The organism is Azospirillum sp. OGB3 (assembly GCF_014192915.1).
GTDB lineage: Bacteria > Pseudomonadota > Alphaproteobacteria > Azospirillales > Azospirillaceae > Azospirillum.
The window spans coordinates 30813-51116 of record NZ_JACHYN010000018.1 but is presented as its reverse complement, the minus strand read 5'-3'; the positions used below and the strand labels follow the sequence as shown (position 1 = coordinate 51116).

Here is a 20304-nt window from a genome sequence, read left to right as displayed (position 1 = left end):
ATCCTCCACGCGATCGGGGGTGTTGGACAACGACACGATCCTATGCCGGGTTCCGCCATTTCCAAGCTGCGCAGCACCGTCAGAAAGTCGACAGCTGGTTAGCGCCGACGGTGTCTAGGGCCTGCTGATAGAGCAGGCGCGCGCCGGGGAACTTGCTCGGCTCGCCGACCGCCGAGTTGCAACGCCCCGCCGCCCCGCTGGCAATCCTGCTGTTGGTCTGAGCCGATCTCAGAACAATGGGAGCTGCACCTTGCCACCATCGTCTGCGTGGCGTCGTGCTGCCTGTACGGCAGCATCCTGGGCACTGGCTTGGCTGCGCGCCCTCCCGCTGGCGACTTGCTCGCCGGCAACGGTCACGACCCATATCCAGAAATCCGAGCGCCACGTCACAGCGAGATCGCATCCATGTAGGCGGGTCACTACGTGACGAACAGACCAAATTGGAGACTGATGCATCGGGACCTCAAAATCCGTCTCGGCATAGGTCTGGCCGAGAGGGCAGTTTGGAACATCGAAACGCAAGGGCACGGTCGGAACTCCGTTGACCCAGCCAGGCGCGCCAGCAACCTGAGCGCCCCACCGTCGCCATGCCCTGTGGTGTCGAGCATAGACGTCAGCCGTAACAGCTGGGACGCCATTGGTTCGGGCAATGGCGACAGCCGCGTTGAACAAACCCCGGGCCAAGCCGAAGCCTCGGAATTGCGGCAAAACAGACAGTTTTTCCAGATGAATCGCATCGTCGTGCGAATGTAGCCGGACGCTCGCCGCCGCCTCCCTTCGCAAGTGGGCAAGGAGATATCTGGTTGACAGCGTCGGCGGCAACAGGAACCGACTGGGAGCCACGGCAGGCACCGGAACCCAGGCAGCGACCATAACGCGATGTACTGAGGCAAGATCGGCCGCTGTAACTGCTTGGTGGATCTGCACGGTGTTCGACCAGCCGGGCCGCCGACGATCCAGCTGCTGGCCGGCGCCGTCGGAGGCTCTTTCCTGAATCACTGAAGTGCCGTTCGAGCGGTGGCGTAGGCGACCACCAGGCGCGCCCATTGAGGCAGCGGAGGTGCTGACGTACCCGTTCGCGGCATCCACGGCATGGCGGCGGCGATCTCTTGGAGAATGCGGGCTTCCTCCGGGTCCAGCTCATCCCAGATGGAGGTAAGCGCCGACATGCGCACTGGTCCCGCGGCATCCTCCATCTCCGTGCGCAGTGCTGCCAGCGGCCGGCGCCCCAGCACGTCGGCCGCTTCGCCCGTACCGGAATCTACCACGGCAGCATGAACCAGCGAGCCGTCGAGCCGGCGGAAGCCGACGATTGGCATGCCAGCCGGCGTGGCAACCGCACTGGCCAGGAAGTAGCAGCAACCATTCCCGAAGCCACACAGCGCCGCTACAGCAAGCTCCTGCAGCGTGTCCGGCTCCCAGGCGCGCGATTTGAGGCCATCGAACAGCAGTCCCATGAAGTCGCTGCGCGCGATGCGCTCCAGTGTCATCCAGCGATCGAACTCCGCGGTGTCTGATTGGCACTGCATCATGGGCGCTGGGCTCCTTTTCCAGAAAGTCAGGTGTTGGCCGCGTTGTCTGGCGCCTGGGCTGGGCAGGCTTCGCCGGAGTGCGACGTTGACGTGGAGGCGGTGCCGCCCGAGCTTCCCAGGATCAGGCCGGTGGCGAATGGCAGAAACCCATCGGAGCCACTATGCGCTGTGGGCGGGGGAGCGACCTCGACACGCCGGTTGTCGTCTCCCGCGGTGAACGACGCCGGCCGGGTGCCCACTCCATGGATCGGATGCGGCCACACCAGCACGGTGCGGCCGTTTCGTTCCACCGCTATCGGCTCGCGGGCGGGTGTGGCGGCCAGCGTTGTCGGCGCCGGGCGGGACGTCATGCCATGCCGCGGTGCGTTTCGCAGGACGGCGAGTAGGGCCATGCCAAGCGCACCACAAAGCAAGGCCACCGGCAGCATCTGGTGGAAGAGGTTGGAGAAGAAATCCACAGCTACTGAGGTCATCGCGCAAGGCTCCTTACGTGGTCGAATGGCCAGGGACCGGCCCAGGTATCGGTAAAAGGCCAAGCCCGGACATATCCGAAGCCCGGCCCGCAGCGGAAGAGGGCCGTCCCGTCGGACCGGAGTTTCACCAAAACGAAGCTGTCGGCCCAGCGGTCACAGGAAGCCGGCATGAAGGGGACCGCCACCAGCTTGGGGTTCAATTCGCCGGTGGCCACTGCGTCGCTGCCCCAGAGCAGGCCCCCGACCGTCCACACGGCGTGTGCCCCGAGGATGGCCATGATGAGCCCCGCCGCTATGCGTCGATGTGCCGGCATTCTTTCGTTTTGGCTCCTTATTCAGACGGCTGTGATGGATCGACGGTGCCGATCTTGGTTCCACGGATTGCCCAAACCTGCTCGTCAGTGCTGAAGCGTCCATCGGTCAGTTTCACGCAAAATCGGCGCGTTTCCCCAGGCTGAGGCTCCAGTTCGGTGACCGACGCCCGATGGCCTGAGATCGTTCCAGCTTCTGTCGTGCCGGGCTTTGGCTCTGGATGCCGCTCCCGAAACAGGCCGATCATGTTCACGGCCATGGCGCTAAAGGACATGCAGGGCGCTCCCCTTTTCGGATCAGTTGCCGACGATGCCGAGGGCCGCGGGCACAGCATAGATCGCGGCGTCGACGTACGATCCGAAGAACTTCGCCGCGATCACAACGAGCGGGCCGGCCAGCAGGAAACGGAAGGCGATGCGCATCTCCTCGATGCGCGAGGACCAGTGCCCTCTACGTTCGGCGTGGTGCGCGTGTAGGTAGGCCATGATGTCGCCGACCAAGCCGACCAGGGTGCACATGGTGCCATAGAAGAGAAAGAGCTTGTCACTGTCGTCCAGCGTCCAAGGTCCTTGCGGCAGCAGGGCAACGATGCCCAGGGGCACGGAGACGATGCCCATCGTGACGATGGAGCCCATGGGAGCGCCGAACAGCCACTCCGAGATGCTTGCCTTCGACTGATTGGTGATCAAGGACGCCATTATTGAACTTCCCTTCTTATTTTGCCGGTCGGCTTCTGGTGAGCAACTTCTTGATGTCACGCTTGAACGCGATGCCAAGCAGAGTGCTAAAGCCAGCCGTAGCGTAGGTGGTGATTTTATCAAAGCCCAGCATGTTAGCTACCAGCAGTCCTAGCAGGCAAAATACGGCTCCCCAGCCGAAAATAGCAGTAATGAGTTCCCATCGGTGACTGCCCGGACTTCCGCCGACTTCTTCAGCGATATCCTTGACGGGATCAGGCAGGTCGTCCATGGGAAATGATCCTCCATTCTTGGACAGGTCAGTACACGTGGACTTATTTGCGGCGACGAACAAAGGCATAGTCGATCAGCAGGCAAATTCCCGGAATGACCGCGAATGACCGGAGTGCGGGCACGGTGTCCCATGCCGGTAGGGTCAAGATAGCGATCGCGCCGCCGAGCATACCAACGTGCCAGTTCCAGCGGCCAAAACGCCAAGCCGTGGTGCCTTTTGGAGGAGCCGACAGACGCCAGACCCGAGCGTTGGGCCATCGCCGGCGGCTCCAGTTCATGCAGTGGGAGCTGGCTCCCAGAACAGCGAGTAGCAAAGCCGCGCTTGCGATATATGGAGCAACTTCACTCATGGTCTCGTTCATGCTCCTCAGATAGATGGCGGTTCGGCGCGTGGGCCGATCACCGGGAAGTAGTTGGGGAGGTCGGATTCCTTGATGGGGTCGCCCCCTTCAAACTCCGTCCAGAGCCCGGCGCCGTCACACCACATCAGATCCCAATCGCCGAGTTCTCCGCCGACAAGCCGCGGGCGGACCCAGTAGTATCCCTGTTCCTTCATGGTTGGCGCTCCCTTTTCAGACGGCTTGGTTTGCGGACACCGGCCCGCGCGTCAATCGGCGTTGCGTTCGAGAGCGGCGAGATCCTCATCCGTGGGCCACAGGACGAAGAAGCGCCAGAAGCCGAAGGCGGCGAGCAGAAGGCCGAAGACCACCCATTCCCAGGTGCTGACGGCGGTGGACGACAGGACCGGATTCGCCATGATGCATGCCCCAGACAGGCTCGTGGCGACCAGCAGCAGGTTCCCCACGATGTTACGAGAGGCCTTGCCAGACGGGTTGTTCTGTTCGGTATGATCCTTCACGTTCATTCTCCTTCCTCAGTTCGATCCACGGGTAGGCTCTCTAATTAGACTTACCCGTCTATTCACTTGCCCGTTCCAACCGTAAGGACGCGAGTACCATACCGAGCCCACCATGCCGGATCGGTGTTCGGATCGATATACGCGCGGTGCTCTTGGTTGGGCCAAGTATCATGCCAGCTGCGATCTCGCGTAACGATCACCGCCGGCTGGCCAAACTGGTCCGCAGTGACGTCGATTATGATGTCACCCGCCTCGATCCATGCATGGGTCGATGTACCATTGTCGTCGTACCGGCGGCCGCAGACATAGGCTGCTGCCACTCCGAGATCCCGGCGCAAAGCTTCTGCCAGAACCTCGCTCACAGTCCCGCAGCACCCGGTGGGAAAATTCGAACACGCATCCTGGGGGAGCTGGTCGCGGCCGGCATCAAGGCGCGCGCGAAAGGCTGCTACGTACTCTTGAAGTTGCAGGATGTCGGGCATTTACTGCTCCCTTTTCAGATTGCCAGCTCGTTACCAGCGTGCGGCCATATCGGCCATCGCCGGGGCGATGAACAAAGCCGCGGCTAGGGTTGCAATGCCCAAAATCGGTTGCCGTTTGACGGCGCAGAAGATGGTCATGGCGAGCGCGCTGAGCACAACCAGCACCAGCGCCCACATGGGGGCCGCCCAGGTGGCTGGGACCAACGGCGCGAGCAGGTGGCGGCCGGCGAAGACGGCGATCATGATGACCAGCAGATATCCGCCGGACCGGACCGCCCAACTGCCGCGCTTGTCCGCCACATCCGCCATCAACTCTGCGCGGAGTTTATCATCTCCGCGAGGATCAAGATCACCCATGGTTTTCGCCTCCTCTGATCGACCTTACCTGGACGGCGGTGAAAATGCGGGCCGTCTAAACGCAAAGCTGGGCGCTTTACGTCCGGCGGTCGTTCAATCGCGAAACGGCCGCCCGAGCCAGTAGTCGACAACGACCAGGACCGCGGCGAACGCGCCCCAGACCACCGCCGTCGTCATCAGGTCAAAGAACTGACCGCCAGTAACGGAATTGGCTGGATGCAGGGTCGCCGCCTGATAGACAGCCAGACACATCAAGACCACGCTGGCAACAACGCCGAGCTGAACGACGACACGGAGTGTCCTTCCAATCGCCTGCATGCGCCGCAGACGCACAGATTTGCCCATCGGATTCAGGTCCTCCCTATTTGGACGTGGGATGACTTCGACCAACCTCTGCGAGGAGGGGGCCAAGCTCGGCGGCTAGGTCATTGATGAAGGTCTCGCTGTTGGTGACACTGAGCCCATAGCGATCCCAGAGGGACTGCCACTGCCGACCGCGCCGAACATAGACGTCGTCGCGGCGTGTGAAGTCCACCTCCAGCGCTTCGATGATCGCGAGCTTCTCCCAATTCACCTGACCACCGATCTTGGCGGCGTTGGCCTCCACCTGATCGAGCACAGCGCGGAGAGGTCGATAATCAACCGGCAATGCCCCAAGGAAGCGTAGCTGCCCGTCGGTGAGCGAATGCCAATAACCGCCGCCAAGGGGATCAGGCTTCTTGTTCACAGTCAATGTGCATCCCTCCTTTTCCAGAGTGCGTTATCGGCGCCGGATGGCGTCGGTGATAGTTCCCGCAGTCAGGGCGGTTCCGAGGATCAGAGCCCCGCCGATTGCGAACCACCCGAACGCCATCCCCGCGCTTGCGAGCCAAATCCCATGAACGAGCATGGTCGCGGTCAAGCCCATGCTCAACCAGTGCCCAAGGCGCGTTGCTGTGCACCACGAACCGAACTCATAGGAGATGCGCACCAGCAGGGGCAGTTTAGCGACCGCCTCTTCCGTTTCCTGGTCCGGAGTACCGTACTTGTGCTCGGCCATTGTCAGGCCCTCCCTTAATGGATTCCCGCCGCGCGCCGGTTGCGCGCAGCCTGGTCAACGATCCGCGCCCGATCGGCGGCCCATTCAGCGTCGGCTACGACCCGCGGGTGCGTGATGCGCAGCGCAGCGACCTGCCCGGCATAGGACATGCCGCGGTCCACCGCGCACCCGCCGCCGGCGAGCTGGCCATCGTCGCATCCGGCAGCGCCCGGCTCGTGGGAAGCGCGGTACAGTGGGCAATGCCGAATGTCTTCATGCGGACAGGTCATCGGCTGATCCTCGACAGGTTGAGACTTTGAACTCTATGCCGATGAACGGCCCCGGTTTGTCGCCCAGGATCTGGCGCGCGAGGTGGATGGCCTCCTCCGGCCCAGTGGCGTTCGGGATCACCGACTTCCATCCGGCAGCCTGAAGTACATCGAGGATGTGATCGCCGACGACATGGCGCCCGACCGTCGCCCGCATCCGGTCCGGCGTCGAATAGCCCCGCGAGAGCGTGGCTGCCCGACCTGCCGGAAGGTGCTTCGGCTGGAACTGGCCGCCGACGCGCCGCAACTCCCAGGTCTTCGTGCCGCTCTCAAACCATCGGTACGGGCTGGTGGCCAGCGGAACGAACAGGGGCTTTCGGTCAAGCATGTGCAGGGTCCGTTGCTAGGATCAGCGTTTCGCCGTCGGACGCTTGGTCACGCGAACTTCTGGTCGCATAGGCGGAAGATCGCCGCCGGCGTAGACGGCCTCGAAGACGTCAACGATGCCGTCCCAGGCGTGCCTCACGTCCTCGCCGAACATACTTCCCAGAACGTGATGCACCTCTCCCCGAGTGGCCCGGCCCGTTCGGAGTGCAGAGGACAGCTTTTCGAGCAGCACTGCATCCGGGCGCAGCCCCTTTGGGCGCACTCCGGCGATGCCTCCGTCAACGTATTCCTCGACCGGCCAGCGGGACACGATTCGCCCACCCGCCTCGACCTTAGCGATCCGCGACTTCTCCGTACCGCCCAGGCGGCTCGGCCGCTGGCCAAGCCCCTCGACAAAAGCCCAAAGCTCCGCCGAGCCGTACTCAAACTTGCGCTCAGGCACTGATGCCCCCTCCTATTTTGCACTCTTCGTCTCGGCGTTGCGTATACGCGCCAAAAGCTCATCAGGAATATTGATCGGACCTGAACCGCCAACGACACGCCCCTGTTCGATCACAATCTCAAGAAGATCGACCAAGGCGCGTTCCAGCGCCGACGGTCCAAATCTTGGCACTGCCCGCATAAGGCGGTACGCCCAAGAGGTGTCATGCAGGCCATCAGGAGCCCTGTTCACCTTCTCAACGTACGCCAGGATCTCGACCCGGATTTTTTCAGCAGCCGAGCGCGGCATGATGCCCTCCTATTCCAGAGTGCGTTATCGGCGCCGGATGGCGTCGGTGATAGTTCCCGCAGTCAGGGCGGTTCCGAGGATCAGAGCCCCGCCGATTGCGAACCACCCGAACGCGATCCCCGCGCTTGCGAGCCAAATCCCATGAACGAGCATGGTCGCGGTCAAGCCCATGCTCAACCAGTGCCCAAGGCGCGTTGCTGTGCACCACGAACCGAACTCATAGGAGATGCGCACCGGCAGGGGCAGCTTGGCGACCGCCTCTTCCGTTTCCTGGTCCGGAGTACCGTACTTGTGCTCGGCCATTGTCAGGCCCTCCTATTTTGTGGACCGCTCACGCCGTCTGCGCGGCATGAGGCGGTTCCCAAATGCGTTTTTCAGCGCCCCCGCTGACACGCCGTATTTCTCGGCAACCTGTTCGCGGGAGAGCGCCCGGTTGTTCAGCCAGTCTTGGCGCGCCGCTTCCCGCATCTCCGGCGTGAGCGCGTCCACCGCCGGCCGCCGGCCAACCTTGACGGCTCCCTCGTCCACCAACTTGGCGAGTGCCCGCCGCGCGTCCTCCGGCCGCAATCGCATCAGCGCCTTTGCCGCCGCCGCGACCTCCGCCTTCACGATTTCGCGACCGGTCTCCGCATCAATTGTGAAGTCACGATCTGCGGCATAGATCGAGCACCCGGCGGCAAGCACCTGCCAGACGACGGCGCCGATGTCCTGCTCGGACAGGCCAATGACACTCAGGGTGGCCACCACTAGCCGGGCCCCGCGCCGCAGGTCGGCAAGGACCGCCTCGCGCTTGGTGAGGTCGGATGGCTTTCGGCGCGCGACCTGCTGGCCCACCGCCGGCATCCGATCGGTGTAGACGCAGCGCTCAACCACGCCGGCATCCTTAAGGGCTGCGACTTGATCCGCCACGCTCGGCAGGCCACGCCCCTGCCGGATATACCCCCTGTCCTGGCCCCGCGCCGCTTCCATTTTTATCGTACATCATTCAGATTGCGGTTGTATTGTTGCACAGGTTGATGCACGATACAAGAATGAACACGGCGCGATGCGCCACGCCAGGAGACAGACGATGAAGCACCTGGAGTTCGTGACCCTCAGTGCGCGGCTCTGGGATATCGGACGCCGGGACCTTCAACGCCGGCTGGCCACCGTCTACCGCGATCAGGTTGCCGACGACACCCTCTTTGCCAATATCGCCGCGGCCCTGTCCATCTGACCCCGCCACCCTGGAGCCCATCATGTCCGACCGCGAACAAGCCCTGCTCAGCGCACTGGTGAACATCTTCGGTGCCGTGAAGGAAGATGAGACGGGCGGGATCAACCTCTCCCGTCTGGAGGAGGTGGTGATGGAGGCCCGCGGGACGGTCTGGACGCTCGGGTACGACCCGGACACCGGCGCGCCGCACACCGCCGCCTGATCTCTGAAATACGCCGCCTACCTGCACGAGGCCCGTCACGATGCTCACCCTCCAACCCGTCCGGCCCAGCGTCATCGGCGCCGTGCAGACGCTGGTGCTGGTCGGTCCGACCTGGCAGACCGCCCGCGTCGTCGGCCGATACTTGGCGCCCCTGCCGCGCCCGCTCGGCGACACGCTGATGATCGCCACCGGGAGCGGCATGGTAACGGCCGCCGTGGCGCTCGTCGCCCAGCAGCCGGTGATCCGCTTCCCGGCGTGCCCCGACGTGGACCGGGTTTACCGTCGCGCCCTGGAGCTGGGACAGACGATCCTGCACCTGGATGCCGCCCCGGCTGACACGAGCGCCGTGCCGGCGCGCGGGCGCTGCCGCATCTGCGGCTGCACCATGGACCGTGCTTGCCCGTCCGGATGTTGGTGGGCCGACGACACCGAAACGCTGTGCCGCCAGCACGGCGCCTGACTCTGAAATACCCCCGAAACCCATAACTGCGAAAGACTTCCTCCATGGCCCAGCACACGAAATCCCCCCTGATCGCCGCGACCTCCGACATGACCGATCTGGTCAAGACCGGCACGGGAACGGTCGACGCGATCGTCTCGAACGCCACCACGCACATCGTCCTGGCGCCCGTGCAGGACGCGGATGACGCGGGGCCGTTCTGCCCCGTGTGCGGCAGCTTGTCCTGCAACCACGGCGCCGCCTGATCCAGAAGCCGCTCGACCGATCAGCGAGGATGAACGCCATGCGGTACAAGGTTCCCGGCACCGCCCTATCGTGGAGCACCGTTGCCGAATGGGCGGCACTGGTGCTGGCGGTGTGCGGCCAGAGCCGCCACCGGAAGACCGAGCACGAGCGCCGCGCCAAGCTGGTCTGGTCGCTCCGTATCTCCGACATCCGGGCCTGCACCGACGCAGCGGCTCTCGACGCAGCGGCGCGGATCTTCGGCCGGTCGCTGCGCGATGACGGCGGCCTCAGCGATGGGCCGTTTCGCTGCATGACGCGCGCGGAGATCGGCGAGCGGTTGGTCGAGTGCCGCAACCAGGCGCACCGCGTGCGCTCCGGCGTCGCCTTTCTCCACCGTCCCGCCGGCCCACGCTTCGATCCGGCCGTCATGCCGCTGCCGGCGCTGGAGCGATTGATCCAGACGCATCCGGACATCGCGGTGGTGGAACTGCTGCGCGCCGAGAGGCGCCGCCGCTTCGACCAGCCGGCCCAGCCCTGCTGGATGGTCGCCTGAATCTGAAATACGCCGGCCAAGGAGGGCCAAGGCATGACGCGCGAAAGCAATCGGCAGTGGATCGCCCGCCTATACAGCGAGGCGCTAGACGAGGGCCGCGGCTTCCGCGCCAACGAGAGATTGAGGGATTTCGCCTCCCGTTTCACCGAGGCGGAACGCCAACGCCGCGCCGGTGCCGATGTCTCCGCCGATCTGGCTGCGCTCCGCGGCGATGTCGTCGGCGCGGGCTTCACCTGGGGCATCTTCCGCCAGGTCATGCTCCGTCGAATGAAAAGCCCCGTGGCGCCGGCCGCCACCACCGCGCCGCGCGCCTGACCCATCCTGAAAACGCCCGATACACCAAGGATCGCCGCCATGGCCCGCAAGATGACCTTCGCCGACTGGCTGGACACGCCCCCGCACACCCAGGTGCGCGCGCTGCGGCGGATTGAGGACTGCCCGGCATCGCGGCAAGACGACAGCGTGCCCCGCGGCACCATCGGCGACATTGCTGATTTCGACTCTTGCGGCGTAGCTAGCGATGGCTCGCAGGGCGTGCTGATTGTGGATTTCGAGGGTGGCCGGGTGCTGATCGTCAATCCGGATGAGGTCGAGCCCGTCCCAGCTCGCCGCTACCGTTCCGCTTGATCGCCCCCTCACCCGCCGCCCGGCCCGATCCGGACGGCGGCATGAGGGGACGGTTCCCGTCCGTCCATCCACCCCCGCCATCACCGAATGGAGCCCGCCCATGTCTGTCACCACCAGCAAGGCCGCCGCCGCAACCGAGAAGGTGCAGGAGCGCATGGGGCGCGCCATCGAGCGCCTTGAGCAGGACTTCAACGGCCGGATCATCGACGGCCGCGGCGTCTACGCCGATCCGTCGCGGCAGCGTCACGCGCTGTCCGCGGTCATCGCTGAGTTGACCGCCGCGCGTGACCTGATGAACGCCACCACTTGGCCGGCGGACTGATCGTCTACCCGCCCCACTTTCCCGGCCACGGAGGGCCGCCATGTCCGACACCAACACCGACCGTATCGTTGCCAACCACCCCGTCACGACCGAAGGCAACACCACTATCGTCCACCATGATGACTGGGATGGTGAGCTATTCCGCCTGCCGTGGATGGCGACGAACGATCAGATCGCCGCGGTGATCACCCTGGCGAAGGAAGCGAAGGAAAGCGGCTACTCTTCGGGCAAGCAGGCCGGTCGAAATGCACTGGCGCACGACATGCGTAAGCTGCTGGGCTGGCCGTCTCAGTATGAGATGGATCAGGCTCACGCCCGTCTCGACCGCCTTGAAAACGGCAGCCCTCATAATCTCTGAAAAACGCCCGAAGGAGCGACCCTATGGCCGAATACCCGTTCATCGCCCTGTGCATCTGCGGACACCGGCACGTCCCCGTTCCGCTGGAGAGCTTCCCGATCGACGCCATGGTGATGGCCGAAACGATGCTGGCTACCACCTGCCCCGCCTGCGGCTTGGGCGCGAAGGGGATGAAACTGGACCAGTCGCCGGACGCCTACGCGTGGTACGACGTGACCATCCGCCAGGCAGCTTCTGCGCCGCCGTCGCCGGCCGGCGCCTGACCAATCCCAAATACGCCAGGATCATCAACGACCGCTTCCCAGGAGAACCGCCGTGAAGAAGTCGAGCATACAAGACCAAGTCGGCCAGCCCCTCGACAACCGCGACCGAAAGCTACTCGCCGCCCTGGTGAAGCGGGGCGGAGGCAGTGAGTTCATGCCTGTCGCTCTTGAGCGGATGGTCGAGTACGAGGCCATGGGGCTCGTGAGGCTCAGCGCAGCTATGTGCATGGGCATGCGAACGGGAGAAGGCTACGCCACCATCACCGACGCCGGACGAGCCGAGGTCGCAAAACTCGACGCTGTCGCCGCCTGATCCAGAAAGCCCCGCCTGAACAGAACCGAAGAGAATCAAGGCATGCTGTGGAACAATGCGCGTCTGACCGCTGATCCGATTATCGGGCCCCTCCAGGCCGAGCTTGCTTCGCGCGATCTGTCTTTCAAGGTAAAGACCGTTCCGGCGCGGGCGATGCTGCTGGACAACCGGCCTGTTCCTGCGCGCTGCCGGTACCGCGACGCCGAGGTCGAGTTGGAGATTGCGGAGGACGCTAAGCCGCATGCCGTCTTTCACGAACTGTACCATCTGCACCGTCGCTATGTGCTGTGCCTGCCACAGATTTCGGCGAAGCCGGGCCAACCCGAGGATATCGCCCACAACATCGACCTGCTGCACAACCTCATCGACCATCTGCGCGTAGTGCCCGCCGAGATTGCGGCCTATCCCGGCGATGCGGCGCCGTATTGGCTGGACATACACGACGCCGACCTCACCCGTTTCGACGCCTTCGAAGACCCGCAGATGCGCCGGGGCAATCTGCTGCTGGCGTGGATCTCCCTGAGCGCAATTGCCCCGGAGTCGGCTGTCGCTAAGCGTGCCTGGGCGATGCTACAGCATCGCCAACTTGCGCGCGCAGCGCGCCTTCTCGCGATCGCCGTGGCCAAAGCTGGCGACAATGCTTCGCACATTGCCCGCGCCCTGCTGACGGAACTCCGAAACCCCAAGGCCGAGCAGATATGCCTCCTTCGCTACGATCCGGAGACACGGCGAGATCGGATTCTGCCCTTCCAGGCGAACTGAACTCGAACCGTCTGAAATACCCCGGCCAGCAGCTTGCGGGAAGTGCATGCTGCCTCAGCACGCGGCACGCGAAACCCAGCCACGGCCAGGGTATAACCCGACGTCAGCCATTACCCTATCTTCGTCACGAGGGATCAATACTAAATGGACACCGAGTTTAAAATCAGGAATGGCCTTGCTCCTTGGTTTCCCTCTGGAACAGGGCTGGCGATCCTCGCCGACTTCGGCCACGAAACGGAGTCTGCGTTCGCGCGCCATTTCGCAGATCGCATCGAACGAACCGTTAACGTGGCCTATGGTGTCTGGGTTCACAGTCTTCTCGGCAAGCTTGAAGTTGGCGGCATCACTCCGGCAGACATCGCGGCTGGCCATAACGCCCGTCTGCCGTCTGTACCTGGATTGAACATCCAGGTGACGGCCGTCGAACTCGGCGTTGCCCCTTCTATGTGCTTGAGCCGTCAGGACGGTGTTGTCGGCTGCGATGCCATCCTGGAGCTTCTCGGCTTCACACCGCGAACGGTCCGCTTCAACATTGCCCGCGACGTGCTTGCCGAACGGGTCGATGAACATGCTCTGGCTGGCATTCGTCTTCTGGTCGACCTCGCCAGCAGAGAAGGACTTGGCTTCGCCCGGCAGATCGGTGATGGGATCTGGGGCAGCTATCCGGACGTGAAGCCGCTCGATATTCCGGACGTGCTGTCATCCCACACCATTGGCCGGCTGGTGGAGGCTAACACCGAGCGTGACGGCTTTCTCGGCTTCGATATGGAATCGGATGAAGATTGGGCTGACAATCCTTCACCCAAAACTCCTGATCAGCTTATGCGTAGCCTTCGCGATGTTGGGTCTGCCAAACCAATAGGCTACCTGCCGATCCAGACCATTACCAAGACCTGCGGCATGCCGCTTGCGGATGCCATCGCCGAAGCCGAGGTTCGCGGTTTGGCTTGGCGTGTTGTTGATGCCCCCCCTGCCTCTCACATTGCCAGTGGGGCTCTATACGTTTGGGACCGGGTAGCCCTCCAAGCGCTTCTTGATGCAAATCGGAACATACTGGAGATCGCAGATTGGCCGCTCGACCCGGATGCATTTGTTGAGAAGGTGGATCATGTATTGGTGCACCAGGAAGTGTTTCCGGCGCTCTTCGAGTTGATCGGCGCTGCATTCAACGATGACCGGTTCCGTGATCCGCAGCGCACGAGGCGCCCGGCCACATCTGCCTGACCATCCAGAATACGCCTGTCGCCAGGAAATGTGCACAATGAAGCCAACCTATCGGAACATCCTCAAAGTGCTCGTCACTAGCGAAGGATGGGTGCCCGGAAGCCACCTTCCGGACGGCAATGGACGCCCTGGAGGCGCGCGCGGTGAAGTGCTCACGGCCATGAAGGCTGACGGCTTCATTGAGTATGGTAAGGAACCGCAGCAGAGTTCGTTCGGGTGGAAGGCCACCGCCGCGGGGCGTTCTGCCCTGGAGGCCGCCGAGGCGCTGAAATCTGCAAAGGCTTCTCAATAACCCCGGCCCAATAGAAAGGGAACCTGATGACCGCAAGTATCCAGATCACTAACTCAGCCACCGTTTCCGATGAAGGTGTCACCCCGGACAGTGACCAGCAGCTACTTCTGGTATGTGTCCACGAAGTCGGGCATACGATCGTCGAAATGGTCTTGAACCAAACCACAGCCGGGTGCGAGGTATATCGAACTGAAAGCGGTGAATGGCTCGGCAAGGCGCACGCAACCGGCGGTAACCGACCTACAGACCGATCCGGATGGGTTAATGGGGCCGCGTCGTTTTTTGGCGGCTTTGCAGCTGTTGAACTGGCGGTGAGAGAAGGACGACTTCCCCCATGCCCCGACGGCGAACGGATTGAACGGTATTTCGGCTACGCAGGATCTGTTCCATGGATGCCGAGCACCGATGCCGATCTACAAACAGCCCGAACTGAGGGCCGCTATGTATCCGATGAGGCGGCTGTCGAGTGGTGTACTTGGTGCGGCAGCGGCAATCCGTTACTCCGGGACGAAACTGTTAGGACGGAAGCGCTTGAGCGTGCCAGGAGCATCCTCGCTGACTACCTCAGCCTGATCATGGAACTGGCCGCGGAACTGGCGGAGCACAAGGCACTACAAGCCGAAAGGATTGCGGTCGTCCTTGTTGAGCACGGGGTCCTCTGAAGCCCCAGAAGCACATGCTGGTCCGCCGCGAGGCAATCCGCCTGACCAATCCAGTAACCGCCTGACTGATCAACGAGGTAACCTCGATATGGATAGAGATAAATCCGCTTATTTAATTGGGCTGTTCATTTTGCGGATGAATGAAATTGATCATATGACGCTCTCTTGCCAGCGTGACGTTCTCGAACGTCCGCTGACGAATACATGGACGAAAAAGACACTTGCTAAACGCCTCGAACAATTATGCAATGGACTGAATGAACGACATTCTAATAGCGCAGAGCATGATGTTCTAAAAAATATATACGCAAAGCTGCATGATTTATTTAGACGCGCAATAGCATTGACACAGGTTAGAAACCAAATTGCCCATGGGCTGTTTGTAATTGATGCATCAAAGCCGATTGATCCTGGATCTCCAACCAAGTTTGTTATAGCGGCTCATGGCAATGATTTGCCGCCAATAGATTATAATGTTCTGGGCCAACTTGCTGTACTTAGCAAGGAATTGTCTGATGATATCTCTGAACATCTTGCGGCTGTTAGTTTAGAGAGAGACTACATTAGGAATAAGTCATGGTTGAAGAGATCGCCCGAAGGATCGCTCCCATGAGCCTCAATCTGCTCGCCCCGAAACCCGACCCAGCCGCCTGGGGAGGCTACAGCCTCTGGCTGATCAACGATGGAGACGGCGGGTCCGAGATGGTTCGCGTTCCGTCCGAGCGGTCGGCCGCCGACGCCATCGCCTATGCCATCAACCTGCCGAACTCGAAGATCAAACCCCGCTCCGGCCGCATCAGCGCTGAGCTGATCGCCTGATCTCCGAAATACCCCCGACGCCCCGAGAGCCGCCATGCTGACCGTCCACCACACCATTAGTCTCCGCCAGCAGCTCGGTACCGCCAAGCTTCACCGCGACCCTGCGTGCCGCTACCTTCGTGGCGCAGCAACGTTCGCCGAGAAAGTCAACGAAGCCAACATCACCGATCGGATGCGTTGCAAGGCGTGCTGGCCCACTGTGACCACCACCGCCCAGCCGGGCGCCTGATCGTCCAACCAACGCCCGCTGCTGGGAAACACTGGAGAACGTTTATGACGATGCCCATGCCTTGGTTCACCGCCACCGTGGCCGGGAGGCGCATCGCAGCTGGCTTGGAAGACGAACCGGCGCGTCCCGAGCGCGGGTTGATCGCTGGAGCCAGAGCCGGCACGGCGAACCAGAGCAACAAGGGCCAGTCTCAGCAAGTTCCCGGCTGAGCGCGGGTTGAACGGTAAAAATTAGCTTGCTAATCACTGTTAGTTCGGTCCCAAACGGACAAAGAGAAGATATCGTTCGTGACAGATACTTTGCTGACGAGCCGAGGCGGACCATGGATGGTCCGCCTCATAGCGTTCAGCGGATAGACGTTCCCCGCTGGCATTGATCATTACCCGGCCGCTGCGGAGGCTTGCGACCCGGCAGCCCGGAAGGCCCGAACCGCATCGGCCTTCCGGGTAATGGAACCGCCAGCGACCGTAGCGGCAACCAGGACGCCCACCACGATGAGCATGACGATGACCGACTCCTCATGGCCGTCGATGACGTTCATGGCTGCCAAGCCGAGGGCGATCAGAGCGATGGCCAACCGCTTCCAGCTCTCCAGCTTCTTCCAGGAACGGTACAAGCGCTCGACGCCTGTGGGCTTTTCAGGGTCAGCCAGGAGGACCAAGGGGCTGTGCTTCGCCCAAGTGGCCCGCGCCTTCACCAGTTGCTGTTCCAGCTCGGGCAGATGGTCGCGCTGCTCTTCGAAATGCGCCATCTTGATGCCGGCGGCCACGGCCTCGGCGAGGTGCTCTTCCCGGTGACCGCACATGGCTGCGAGCGCGCTGCCCGTGAGATAACCGAAGCCGACTGCGAACCAGATGGCCGAAGGTAACAGAATGAGCCCCCACGAGATCTGATAGTGCCCGAAGCCGGTGACCAGCAGCAGGGCGAGCGTCAGGGCGTGCCAAACATTCAGTCCGAAGAAGTTGAAGGAATTGCGGCGCGGGTTGGGTTCGGAGCTGGCGCTGAGGAAAGCACAGACTGCCGACAGCACCATCAAGGTGGTGAACAGCGTCTGTACCTTGTCGAAGGTGATGGACTGGCTCATGATCGCGAGATCGCCCAGGTCGAACTGGGTCTGGAGCCGCGTATAGGCCGCTAAAATCGCCTCTTTCGATTCCATGTCACATCCTCATCAATATACAGGGCAAGGAAATTGCCTAAAAGGTTCAGGTTTCTCGCAGGCCTTTGGACAGGTCAGGTCCGCCACCTCAGCCGTAGCTGGCCTCGATCGAGCGGTGGTGATGGACGAAAATGTTCAGCAGCTTCGGGTCAAACATCGTGGGCTGCACCTGCCCATCGCCTTGCAGCATGATTGAGACGGTCTCGTCATGGCTCAGAGCGGGCTTGTAAGGCCGCTGCGATCGCAGCGCATCGTACACGTCCAGGAGGCGCACAAGGCGACCGGCCAGCGGGATGTCCGAGCCGGCGAGGTGCCGAGGGTAACCGCTGCCGTCGAAGTTCTCATGGTGTGTCAGCGCCATGGAGGCGGCCAGATCACTCACACGGCGGAGCCGCAGATAGCCCAGCATGGTGTGGTGCTGAAGCACCTGGCGCTCACCCTCCGACAAAGGGCCGGTCTTCAGGAGGATATCGGCAGGAAGCCACAGCTTGCCGACGTCATGCAGACATGCAGCGTGGGCCCAACGGGTGACCGTCGCATGATCCAATCCGGCATGAACGCCGAAGGCCTCGACCAGCATGCCGACGCGCTCGGTGTAGGCCCCCACGTCCGCGGTGTCCTTTCCGAAGCGCTCCTCCGCCTCGGCGATCGTCTGCCGCAGGTCCGTCGGAAATGCCCGCTCTGCGACGTCGACGCTGCGGAGTGTTGATCCCGAACGCATGGAGCCCCCGTCTGTTTTCCGGGGGGAATCTAGCAGCGTCGCCTCCGCCGCCGCGCCGCTGAAAGGCAATGCTTTTCACCGTCTTTCGGTGCGTCACCGCGATCGGGCGCGGAATGGCCTAACCAGGGGGTGGGCTATCGGCGGTCGAGCCACATGACTGTGACCACCTTGGCTTGAAGACGTCCCTGCGCCAGGCTCACAGCCACCGCGGCGTCGCGGCCACCGACCCGGCGGCTGAAGTTCACCCGCCATTCGCCGGCGGCGGCGCCGGCCTCAAACTTGTAGGGAGTGCCCCTGAGGATGATCTCCAGAGCCTCGACTTCACCGATGTCGCGCTCCGACATGCGGTCACTGAAGGCGTGGGCGGTGAAGGTTACCTTGTCCTCCCGGGCCAGATCGAGGGCGAGGCGGGCAAGATCGTCAAGGCGCGGCGCAGACCAGCGGATCGGTCGGCGGAATGGGAGGACCTGCGCCAGCGCCGACGGCTGCGGCGGCTGCGGCGGAACGAAGCTGGTTGCGGTCGTCTGGGAGTGGACGTTACGAGCGGGCAGCATCGGCGATCTCCACGAGGACAGAGGCACCATCGGCACGCAGGGTGCGCGCCACTCGGCGGGCGCGCTCCACCGCGGCGACGGGATTGGCAAAGCGGCGCTTCAAGTTCCCGCCAAAGCCGGTGCAGGTTAGACGCCATGGGAAGGAGGGACATTGCGCTCCGGCGTCAGAAACAGACACTCGAGAGCGCGGACCGTTGAGAATGCCACGGGCCTTCATGGTTCCCTCCGTATCATGCGGCGACGTGGAGCCCATCGGGCTCGAACCGGCCAGCGCCACCCCGCAGGTAGGTCAGGCTCTGCTCGATGGCGATCCACCGGCGCTGCAGGCGCTCTGCGACGGCCGCCGTCGTGAGGCTGCCCGCAAAGGGGTCGCACACCGTGTCCCCTGGATCCGTGGTGAGCTTGATGAACGGCTCGACGATCGCGTCGGGGAAGCGCGCAGGATGAGCGGGCAGCCCATGGTCGCGGCAGTAGCGCTGGTAGGGGCTGTTCGAGGCGGTGTTGGGGGCGATGACGAGGTTTGACATGATGCTTCCCCCGTTGTCGGCCCCGAAGGCGCCTTGAGCCAGGACGTGCCCGGACGGCCGCGCGGCTCCCTTCTCGCCCCCCTTCGCCAAGCGGTTCTGCATGGCTTCGCTGTACGGCTGGAGGCAGTGTCGGTTGTTGGCCTTCGGGGAGTCCGACCGGGACAGCCACCAGAGGCTTTCCACCTTCTGCGCCAGCCGGACCCGCTTGACCGTGACCCACTGCGCTGGCGATGGCAGGGCCGCCGGGTTATGCCAATGGCAGCGCTGGGCGACGTGGAAGCCGAGATCGTCCACTAGCTTCAGGATGAGGCGCTCCTGATAAAGGCTGAGCGTCGGCCTACCCGGTTGCCATGCATCCCCGAGGTTCAGGATCAGCGAGCCATCGGGTGTGAGGCAGCGATGGAACTCGCGGGCAAGCCCGGTCAGCCAATCCAGATACGAGCCGACATCGTCTACCGTCTGGTAGTCCTTGACCGTGCGGATCGGATACGGTGGGCTCGTACAGATCAAATTGAGGGATCGATCCTCGATGTGGCCGAACGCGCTTTCGGCCTGTGCCCAGACCGCCGCGCCATTCGCCGTTTCGAAGACCGTGACCACGATGCCGGGCATGGCGAAGCGAAGGTCTCGTTTGCCCTTCGGCGTGAGACGCCAGAGGTTCCTGACCGACCCGTCCACGTGCCCGGCGAGGACGGCCTTCTGACGGCACCATCGGATATCCCGGTCGAGCGAGCGGTAGGTGCCGGAGGGCAGTTCGATGGTTTCCCGGCGGCGCTCCTCGGACAGGTTCAGATGGTCGGCGACAGCGCTCACGGCCTGTGCCGCGGTCATGCCTCTGGGGGCATCCTCAAGGACTTCAAGCAGGGGAAGCAAAAGCTGGCTCTGCGTGGTGCGGCTTTTCATGGGTCGATTCCTCACAGAGCAAGAGCGAACTGGCTGGTGTTCATCATCGACGCCACGGAAGGCTCCACCGCAGCGATCGGACGCGACACCGGCTTGATGTTGGCTTGCGCGCGCTGCGAGGCCCTCTGGGGCGCGGATGCGGCTTTGGCCGGCGGGATGGATGTCTGAGAAGCCGGAGCGACCTGAGTGGCCTGCAGGATGGCTTCGCCAAGAGCCACAAGGTGCTCGACGAGTTTGGTGCGCGGCTCCAGCAAATCGTCCAGCGTCACCGACACCATCTCGCTTGCGGGCACCATTGGGTCGCAGAAGCCCATGAAGATGTACCAGCGACTTTCCCCCGGCCATGGAAGGGTGAGGGTGAAGCGGCGCCCGCCGGCGCCGTCAAGCAGCGCCTGAAGGCGGTGCACGGAGCGCTCGAGTTGCTTGTAGAGCGCGTCGGCGTCGGGGAGCCCGAGCTTTGCCCGGGCTTCTTCAACGGTCTTCCAGCCGGCGTCGGAGATGGAATTCGGAGAAAACGGCATGA

42 protein-coding genes are annotated in these 20304 nt (G+C 63.0%); 19 read left to right on the top strand and 23 right to left on the bottom strand.

The window, feature by feature from the left end; all coding sequences use genetic code 11:
- Nucleotides 1-995: 995 nt before the first annotated feature.
- From FHW79_RS26605 to FHW79_RS26545, 13 genes are all read right to left on the bottom strand, one after another.
- Nucleotides 996-1532, bottom strand: a complete 537-nt coding sequence (locus FHW79_RS26605) for a hypothetical protein (protein WP_183181699.1) — start codon at nt 1530-1532, stop codon at nt 996-998.
- 26 nt (nt 1533-1558) lie between these two features.
- Nucleotides 1559-2005 carry a hypothetical protein gene (locus tag FHW79_RS26600; protein WP_183181698.1) on the bottom strand — a complete coding sequence of 149 codons (447 nt, stop codon included), beginning with the start codon at nt 2003-2005 and terminating at the stop codon, nt 1559-1561.
- Nucleotides 2006-2336: 331 nt separating this feature from the next.
- The gene (locus FHW79_RS26595) at nt 2337-2591 is read right to left on the bottom strand and encodes a hypothetical protein (RefSeq protein WP_183181697.1); all 255 of its coding nucleotides are present in this window, start codon (nt 2589-2591) and stop codon (nt 2337-2339) included.
- Between the two features lie 22 nt (nt 2592-2613).
- Nucleotides 2614-3015 (bottom strand): hypothetical protein, encoded by a 402-nt coding sequence (locus tag FHW79_RS26590; RefSeq protein ID WP_183181696.1) that lies wholly within the window; start codon nt 3013-3015, stop codon nt 2614-2616.
- Nucleotides 3016-3031: 16 nt separating this feature from the next.
- Entirely contained in the window at nt 3032-3286 is a 255-nt protein-coding gene (locus FHW79_RS26585; RefSeq protein ID WP_183181695.1) for a hypothetical protein, read from the bottom strand.
- Between the two features lie 43 nt (nt 3287-3329).
- Nucleotides 3330-3650, bottom strand: coding sequence for a hypothetical protein (locus FHW79_RS26580; RefSeq protein ID WP_183181694.1), 321 nt, complete (start codon nt 3648-3650; stop codon nt 3330-3332).
- Nucleotides 3651-3655: 5 nt separating this feature from the next.
- Complete coding sequence (locus FHW79_RS26575; RefSeq protein ID WP_183181693.1) at nt 3656-3844, bottom strand: hypothetical protein; 189 nt, start codon at nt 3842-3844, stop codon at nt 3656-3658.
- A 51-nt stretch (nt 3845-3895) separates the two neighbouring features.
- On the bottom strand, nt 3896-4147 hold the full coding sequence (locus tag FHW79_RS26570) for a hypothetical protein (protein WP_183181692.1): 252 nt from the start codon (nt 4145-4147) through the stop codon (nt 3896-3898).
- A 62-nt stretch (nt 4148-4209) separates the two neighbouring features.
- Nucleotides 4210-4629, bottom strand: a complete 420-nt coding sequence (locus tag FHW79_RS26565) for a hypothetical protein (protein ID WP_183181691.1) — start codon at nt 4627-4629, stop codon at nt 4210-4212.
- Nucleotides 4630-4659: 30 nt separating this feature from the next.
- On the bottom strand, nt 4660-4986 hold the full coding sequence (locus FHW79_RS26560; protein ID WP_183181690.1) for a hypothetical protein: 327 nt from the start codon (nt 4984-4986) through the stop codon (nt 4660-4662).
- Nucleotides 4987-5079: 93 nt separating this feature from the next.
- Nucleotides 5080-5331, bottom strand: a complete 252-nt coding sequence (locus FHW79_RS26555) for a hypothetical protein (protein ID WP_183181689.1) — start codon at nt 5329-5331, stop codon at nt 5080-5082.
- Between the two features lie 16 nt (nt 5332-5347).
- On the bottom strand, nt 5348-5719 hold the full coding sequence (locus tag FHW79_RS26550) for a hypothetical protein (protein ID WP_183181688.1): 372 nt from the start codon (nt 5717-5719) through the stop codon (nt 5348-5350).
- A 27-nt stretch (nt 5720-5746) separates the two neighbouring features.
- Nucleotides 5747-6025 carry a hypothetical protein gene (locus tag FHW79_RS26545; RefSeq protein ID WP_183181687.1) on the bottom strand — a complete coding sequence of 93 codons (279 nt, stop codon included), beginning with the start codon at nt 6023-6025 and terminating at the stop codon, nt 5747-5749.
- A gap of 17 nt (nt 6026-6042) precedes the next feature.
- Here FHW79_RS26545 and FHW79_RS26540 point away from each other — a divergent pair, with 17 nt between their 5' ends.
- Nucleotides 6043-6324, top strand: coding sequence for a hypothetical protein (locus tag FHW79_RS26540; RefSeq protein WP_183181686.1), 282 nt, complete (start codon nt 6043-6045; stop codon nt 6322-6324).
- Here the strand turns inward: FHW79_RS26540 and FHW79_RS26535 are convergent.
- The 5 genes from FHW79_RS26535 to FHW79_RS26515 are packed head-to-tail and all read right to left on the bottom strand — an operon-like array spanning nt 6278 to nt 8263.
- Nucleotides 6278-6661, bottom strand: coding sequence for a hypothetical protein (locus tag FHW79_RS26535; RefSeq protein WP_183181685.1), 384 nt, complete (start codon nt 6659-6661; stop codon nt 6278-6280). The two genes, FHW79_RS26540 and FHW79_RS26535, sit on opposite strands and share 47 nt — an antisense overlap.
- 21 nt (nt 6662-6682) lie before the next feature.
- Nucleotides 6683-7102 carry a hypothetical protein gene (locus FHW79_RS26530; protein WP_183181684.1) on the bottom strand — a complete coding sequence of 140 codons (420 nt, stop codon included), beginning with the start codon at nt 7100-7102 and terminating at the stop codon, nt 6683-6685.
- Nucleotides 7103-7114: 12 nt separating this feature from the next.
- Entirely contained in the window at nt 7115-7390 is a 276-nt protein-coding gene (locus FHW79_RS26525; RefSeq protein WP_183181683.1) for a hypothetical protein, read from the bottom strand.
- Between the two features lie 24 nt (nt 7391-7414).
- Entirely contained in the window at nt 7415-7693 is a 279-nt protein-coding gene (locus FHW79_RS26520; protein WP_183181682.1) for a hypothetical protein, read from the bottom strand.
- Between the two features lie 12 nt (nt 7694-7705).
- Complete coding sequence (locus FHW79_RS26515; protein WP_183181681.1) at nt 7706-8263, bottom strand: hypothetical protein; 558 nt, start codon at nt 8261-8263, stop codon at nt 7706-7708.
- Between the two features lie 196 nt (nt 8264-8459).
- Between FHW79_RS26515 and FHW79_RS26510 the strand changes: the two genes are divergently transcribed.
- The 18 genes from FHW79_RS26510 to FHW79_RS26425 all read left to right on the top strand — a co-directional run bounded on the left by FHW79_RS26510 (nt 8460) and on the right by FHW79_RS26425 (nt 15917).
- The gene (locus tag FHW79_RS26510; RefSeq protein ID WP_183181680.1) at nt 8460-8606 is read left to right on the top strand and encodes a hypothetical protein; all 147 of its coding nucleotides are present in this window, start codon (nt 8460-8462) and stop codon (nt 8604-8606) included.
- Between the two features lie 22 nt (nt 8607-8628).
- On the top strand, nt 8629-8808 hold the full coding sequence (locus FHW79_RS26505; RefSeq protein WP_183181679.1) for a hypothetical protein: 180 nt from the start codon (nt 8629-8631) through the stop codon (nt 8806-8808).
- 40 nt (nt 8809-8848) lie between these two features.
- Entirely contained in the window at nt 8849-9268 is a 420-nt protein-coding gene (locus tag FHW79_RS26500) for a hypothetical protein (RefSeq protein WP_183181678.1), read from the top strand.
- A gap of 44 nt (nt 9269-9312) precedes the next feature.
- Nucleotides 9313-9513 (top strand): hypothetical protein, encoded by a 201-nt coding sequence (locus tag FHW79_RS26495; RefSeq protein ID WP_183181677.1) that lies wholly within the window; start codon nt 9313-9315, stop codon nt 9511-9513.
- A gap of 38 nt (nt 9514-9551) precedes the next feature.
- Nucleotides 9552-10046, top strand: coding sequence for a hypothetical protein (locus FHW79_RS26490; protein WP_183181676.1), 495 nt, complete (start codon nt 9552-9554; stop codon nt 10044-10046).
- A 33-nt stretch (nt 10047-10079) separates the two neighbouring features.
- Nucleotides 10080-10361: a hypothetical protein gene (locus FHW79_RS26485; protein ID WP_183181675.1), complete on the top strand. Its 282-nt coding sequence runs from the start codon at nt 10080-10082 to the stop codon at nt 10359-10361.
- 39 nt (nt 10362-10400) lie between these two features.
- Entirely contained in the window at nt 10401-10673 is a 273-nt protein-coding gene (locus FHW79_RS26480; RefSeq protein WP_183181674.1) for a hypothetical protein, read from the top strand.
- Between the two features lie 100 nt (nt 10674-10773).
- Nucleotides 10774-10995 carry a hypothetical protein gene (locus FHW79_RS26475; RefSeq protein WP_183181673.1) on the top strand — a complete coding sequence of 74 codons (222 nt, stop codon included), beginning with the start codon at nt 10774-10776 and terminating at the stop codon, nt 10993-10995.
- Between the two features lie 40 nt (nt 10996-11035).
- The gene (locus FHW79_RS26470; RefSeq protein WP_183181672.1) at nt 11036-11353 is read left to right on the top strand and encodes a hypothetical protein; all 318 of its coding nucleotides are present in this window, start codon (nt 11036-11038) and stop codon (nt 11351-11353) included.
- 23 nt (nt 11354-11376) lie between these two features.
- Nucleotides 11377-11616, top strand: coding sequence for a hypothetical protein (locus FHW79_RS26465; protein WP_183181671.1), 240 nt, complete (start codon nt 11377-11379; stop codon nt 11614-11616).
- A gap of 52 nt (nt 11617-11668) precedes the next feature.
- Nucleotides 11669-11929, top strand: coding sequence for a hypothetical protein (locus FHW79_RS26460; RefSeq protein ID WP_183181670.1), 261 nt, complete (start codon nt 11669-11671; stop codon nt 11927-11929).
- A gap of 42 nt (nt 11930-11971) precedes the next feature.
- Nucleotides 11972-12691, top strand: coding sequence for a hypothetical protein (locus FHW79_RS26455; RefSeq protein WP_183181669.1), 720 nt, complete (start codon nt 11972-11974; stop codon nt 12689-12691).
- Between the two features lie 144 nt (nt 12692-12835).
- Entirely contained in the window at nt 12836-13915 is a 1080-nt protein-coding gene (locus tag FHW79_RS26450) for a hypothetical protein (RefSeq protein ID WP_183181668.1), read from the top strand.
- A 37-nt stretch (nt 13916-13952) separates the two neighbouring features.
- The gene (locus tag FHW79_RS26445) at nt 13953-14207 is read left to right on the top strand and encodes a hypothetical protein (protein ID WP_183181667.1); all 255 of its coding nucleotides are present in this window, start codon (nt 13953-13955) and stop codon (nt 14205-14207) included.
- 26 nt (nt 14208-14233) lie between these two features.
- Nucleotides 14234-14869, top strand: a complete 636-nt coding sequence (locus tag FHW79_RS26440; protein ID WP_183181666.1) for a hypothetical protein — start codon at nt 14234-14236, stop codon at nt 14867-14869.
- 88 nt (nt 14870-14957) lie between these two features.
- Complete coding sequence (locus FHW79_RS26435; RefSeq protein ID WP_183181665.1) at nt 14958-15482, top strand: hypothetical protein; 525 nt, start codon at nt 14958-14960, stop codon at nt 15480-15482.
- Nucleotides 15479-15688: a hypothetical protein gene (locus FHW79_RS26430; RefSeq protein WP_183181664.1), complete on the top strand. Its 210-nt coding sequence runs from the start codon at nt 15479-15481 to the stop codon at nt 15686-15688. The genes FHW79_RS26435 and FHW79_RS26430 overlap by 4 nt, the downstream gene beginning before the upstream one ends.
- 34 nt (nt 15689-15722) lie before the next feature.
- On the top strand, nt 15723-15917 hold the full coding sequence (locus FHW79_RS26425) for a hypothetical protein (protein WP_183181663.1): 195 nt from the start codon (nt 15723-15725) through the stop codon (nt 15915-15917).
- Between the two features lie 379 nt (nt 15918-16296).
- On the opposite strand, the gene FHW79_RS26420 is transcribed toward FHW79_RS26425, so the two are convergent.
- The 5 genes from FHW79_RS26420 to FHW79_RS26400 form a co-directional block, all read right to left on the bottom strand.
- The gene (locus FHW79_RS26420; RefSeq protein WP_183181662.1) at nt 16297-17076 is read right to left on the bottom strand and encodes a hypothetical protein; all 780 of its coding nucleotides are present in this window, start codon (nt 17074-17076) and stop codon (nt 16297-16299) included.
- Nucleotides 17077-17164: 88 nt separating this feature from the next.
- The gene (locus FHW79_RS26415) at nt 17165-17797 is read right to left on the bottom strand and encodes an HD domain-containing phosphohydrolase (protein ID WP_183181661.1); all 633 of its coding nucleotides are present in this window, start codon (nt 17795-17797) and stop codon (nt 17165-17167) included.
- 134 nt (nt 17798-17931) lie between these two features.
- Nucleotides 17932-18351 (bottom strand): DUF4258 domain-containing protein, encoded by a 420-nt coding sequence (locus FHW79_RS26410; protein ID WP_183181660.1) that lies wholly within the window; start codon nt 18349-18351, stop codon nt 17932-17934.
- A 230-nt stretch (nt 18352-18581) separates the two neighbouring features.
- Nucleotides 18582-19781: a site-specific DNA-methyltransferase gene (locus FHW79_RS26405; protein ID WP_183181659.1), complete on the bottom strand. Its 1200-nt coding sequence runs from the start codon at nt 19779-19781 to the stop codon at nt 18582-18584.
- An 11-nt stretch (nt 19782-19792) separates the two neighbouring features.
- On the bottom strand, nt 19793-20302 hold the full coding sequence (locus FHW79_RS26400; RefSeq protein WP_183181658.1) for a hypothetical protein: 510 nt from the start codon (nt 20300-20302) through the stop codon (nt 19793-19795).
- Nucleotides 20303-20304 lie beyond the last annotated feature (2 nt).

What these genes read in the sequence shown, in the direction of transcription:
- FHW79_RS26605 (WP_183181699.1), bottom strand. Translation starts at nt 1,532, where the DNA reads ATGATGCAGTGCCAATCAGACACCGCGGAGTTCGATCGCTGGATGACA.
- FHW79_RS26600 (WP_183181698.1), bottom strand. Translation starts at nt 2,005, where the DNA reads ATGACCTCAGTAGCTGTGGATTTCTTCTCCAACCTCTTCCACCAGATG.
- FHW79_RS26595 (WP_183181697.1), bottom strand. Translation starts at nt 2,591, where the DNA reads ATGTCCTTTAGCGCCATGGCCGTGAACATGATCGGCCTGTTTCGGGAG.
- FHW79_RS26590 (WP_183181696.1), bottom strand. Translation starts at nt 3,015, where the DNA reads ATGGCGTCCTTGATCACCAATCAGTCGAAGGCAAGCATCTCGGAGTGG.
- FHW79_RS26585 (WP_183181695.1), bottom strand. Translation starts at nt 3,286, where the DNA reads ATGGACGACCTGCCTGATCCCGTCAAGGATATCGCTGAAGAAGTCGGC.
- FHW79_RS26580 (WP_183181694.1), bottom strand. Translation starts at nt 3,650, where the DNA reads ATGAACGAGACCATGAGTGAAGTTGCTCCATATATCGCAAGCGCGGCT.
- FHW79_RS26575 (WP_183181693.1), bottom strand. Translation starts at nt 3,844, where the DNA reads ATGAAGGAACAGGGATACTACTGGGTCCGCCCGCGGCTTGTCGGCGGA.
- FHW79_RS26565 (WP_183181691.1), bottom strand. Translation starts at nt 4,629, where the DNA reads ATGCCCGACATCCTGCAACTTCAAGAGTACGTAGCAGCCTTTCGCGCG.
- FHW79_RS26560 (WP_183181690.1), bottom strand. Translation starts at nt 4,986, where the DNA reads ATGGGTGATCTTGATCCTCGCGGAGATGATAAACTCCGCGCAGAGTTG.
- FHW79_RS26555 (WP_183181689.1), bottom strand. Translation starts at nt 5,331, where the DNA reads ATGGGCAAATCTGTGCGTCTGCGGCGCATGCAGGCGATTGGAAGGACA.
- FHW79_RS26545 (WP_183181687.1), bottom strand. Translation starts at nt 6,025, where the DNA reads ATGGCCGAGCACAAGTACGGTACTCCGGACCAGGAAACGGAAGAGGCG.
- FHW79_RS26540 (WP_183181686.1), top strand. Translation starts at nt 6,043, where the DNA reads ATGGATTCCCGCCGCGCGCCGGTTGCGCGCAGCCTGGTCAACGATCCG.
- FHW79_RS26535 (WP_183181685.1), bottom strand. Translation starts at nt 6,661, where the DNA reads ATGCTTGACCGAAAGCCCCTGTTCGTTCCGCTGGCCACCAGCCCGTAC.
- FHW79_RS26525 (WP_183181683.1), bottom strand. Translation starts at nt 7,390, where the DNA reads ATGCCGCGCTCGGCTGCTGAAAAAATCCGGGTCGAGATCCTGGCGTAC.
- FHW79_RS26520 (WP_183181682.1), bottom strand. Translation starts at nt 7,693, where the DNA reads ATGGCCGAGCACAAGTACGGTACTCCGGACCAGGAAACGGAAGAGGCG.
- FHW79_RS26510 (WP_183181680.1), top strand. Translation starts at nt 8,460, where the DNA reads ATGAAGCACCTGGAGTTCGTGACCCTCAGTGCGCGGCTCTGGGATATC.
- FHW79_RS26505 (WP_183181679.1), top strand. Translation starts at nt 8,629, where the DNA reads ATGTCCGACCGCGAACAAGCCCTGCTCAGCGCACTGGTGAACATCTTC.
- FHW79_RS26500 (WP_183181678.1), top strand. Translation starts at nt 8,849, where the DNA reads ATGCTCACCCTCCAACCCGTCCGGCCCAGCGTCATCGGCGCCGTGCAG.
- FHW79_RS26495 (WP_183181677.1), top strand. Translation starts at nt 9,313, where the DNA reads ATGGCCCAGCACACGAAATCCCCCCTGATCGCCGCGACCTCCGACATG.
- FHW79_RS26490 (WP_183181676.1), top strand. Translation starts at nt 9,552, where the DNA reads ATGCGGTACAAGGTTCCCGGCACCGCCCTATCGTGGAGCACCGTTGCC.
- FHW79_RS26485 (WP_183181675.1), top strand. Translation starts at nt 10,080, where the DNA reads ATGACGCGCGAAAGCAATCGGCAGTGGATCGCCCGCCTATACAGCGAG.
- FHW79_RS26480 (WP_183181674.1), top strand. Translation starts at nt 10,401, where the DNA reads ATGGCCCGCAAGATGACCTTCGCCGACTGGCTGGACACGCCCCCGCAC.
- FHW79_RS26475 (WP_183181673.1), top strand. Translation starts at nt 10,774, where the DNA reads ATGTCTGTCACCACCAGCAAGGCCGCCGCCGCAACCGAGAAGGTGCAG.
- FHW79_RS26470 (WP_183181672.1), top strand. Translation starts at nt 11,036, where the DNA reads ATGTCCGACACCAACACCGACCGTATCGTTGCCAACCACCCCGTCACG.
- FHW79_RS26465 (WP_183181671.1), top strand. Translation starts at nt 11,377, where the DNA reads ATGGCCGAATACCCGTTCATCGCCCTGTGCATCTGCGGACACCGGCAC.
- FHW79_RS26455 (WP_183181669.1), top strand. Translation starts at nt 11,972, where the DNA reads ATGCTGTGGAACAATGCGCGTCTGACCGCTGATCCGATTATCGGGCCC.
- FHW79_RS26450 (WP_183181668.1), top strand. Translation starts at nt 12,836, where the DNA reads ATGGACACCGAGTTTAAAATCAGGAATGGCCTTGCTCCTTGGTTTCCC.
- FHW79_RS26445 (WP_183181667.1), top strand. Translation starts at nt 13,953, where the DNA reads ATGAAGCCAACCTATCGGAACATCCTCAAAGTGCTCGTCACTAGCGAA.
- FHW79_RS26440 (WP_183181666.1), top strand. Translation starts at nt 14,234, where the DNA reads ATGACCGCAAGTATCCAGATCACTAACTCAGCCACCGTTTCCGATGAA.
- FHW79_RS26435 (WP_183181665.1), top strand. Translation starts at nt 14,958, where the DNA reads ATGGATAGAGATAAATCCGCTTATTTAATTGGGCTGTTCATTTTGCGG.
- FHW79_RS26430 (WP_183181664.1), top strand. Translation starts at nt 15,479, where the DNA reads ATGAGCCTCAATCTGCTCGCCCCGAAACCCGACCCAGCCGCCTGGGGA.
- FHW79_RS26425 (WP_183181663.1), top strand. Translation starts at nt 15,723, where the DNA reads ATGCTGACCGTCCACCACACCATTAGTCTCCGCCAGCAGCTCGGTACC.
- FHW79_RS26420 (WP_183181662.1), bottom strand. Translation starts at nt 17,076, where the DNA reads ATGGAATCGAAAGAGGCGATTTTAGCGGCCTATACGCGGCTCCAGACC.
- FHW79_RS26415 (WP_183181661.1), bottom strand. Translation starts at nt 17,797, where the DNA reads ATGCGTTCGGGATCAACACTCCGCAGCGTCGACGTCGCAGAGCGGGCA.
- FHW79_RS26410 (WP_183181660.1), bottom strand. Translation starts at nt 18,351, where the DNA reads ATGCTGCCCGCTCGTAACGTCCACTCCCAGACGACCGCAACCAGCTTC.
- FHW79_RS26405 (WP_183181659.1), bottom strand. Translation starts at nt 19,781, where the DNA reads ATGAAAAGCCGCACCACGCAGAGCCAGCTTTTGCTTCCCCTGCTTGAA.
- FHW79_RS26400 (WP_183181658.1), bottom strand. Translation starts at nt 20,302, where the DNA reads ATGCCGTTTTCTCCGAATTCCATCTCCGACGCCGGCTGGAAGACCGTT.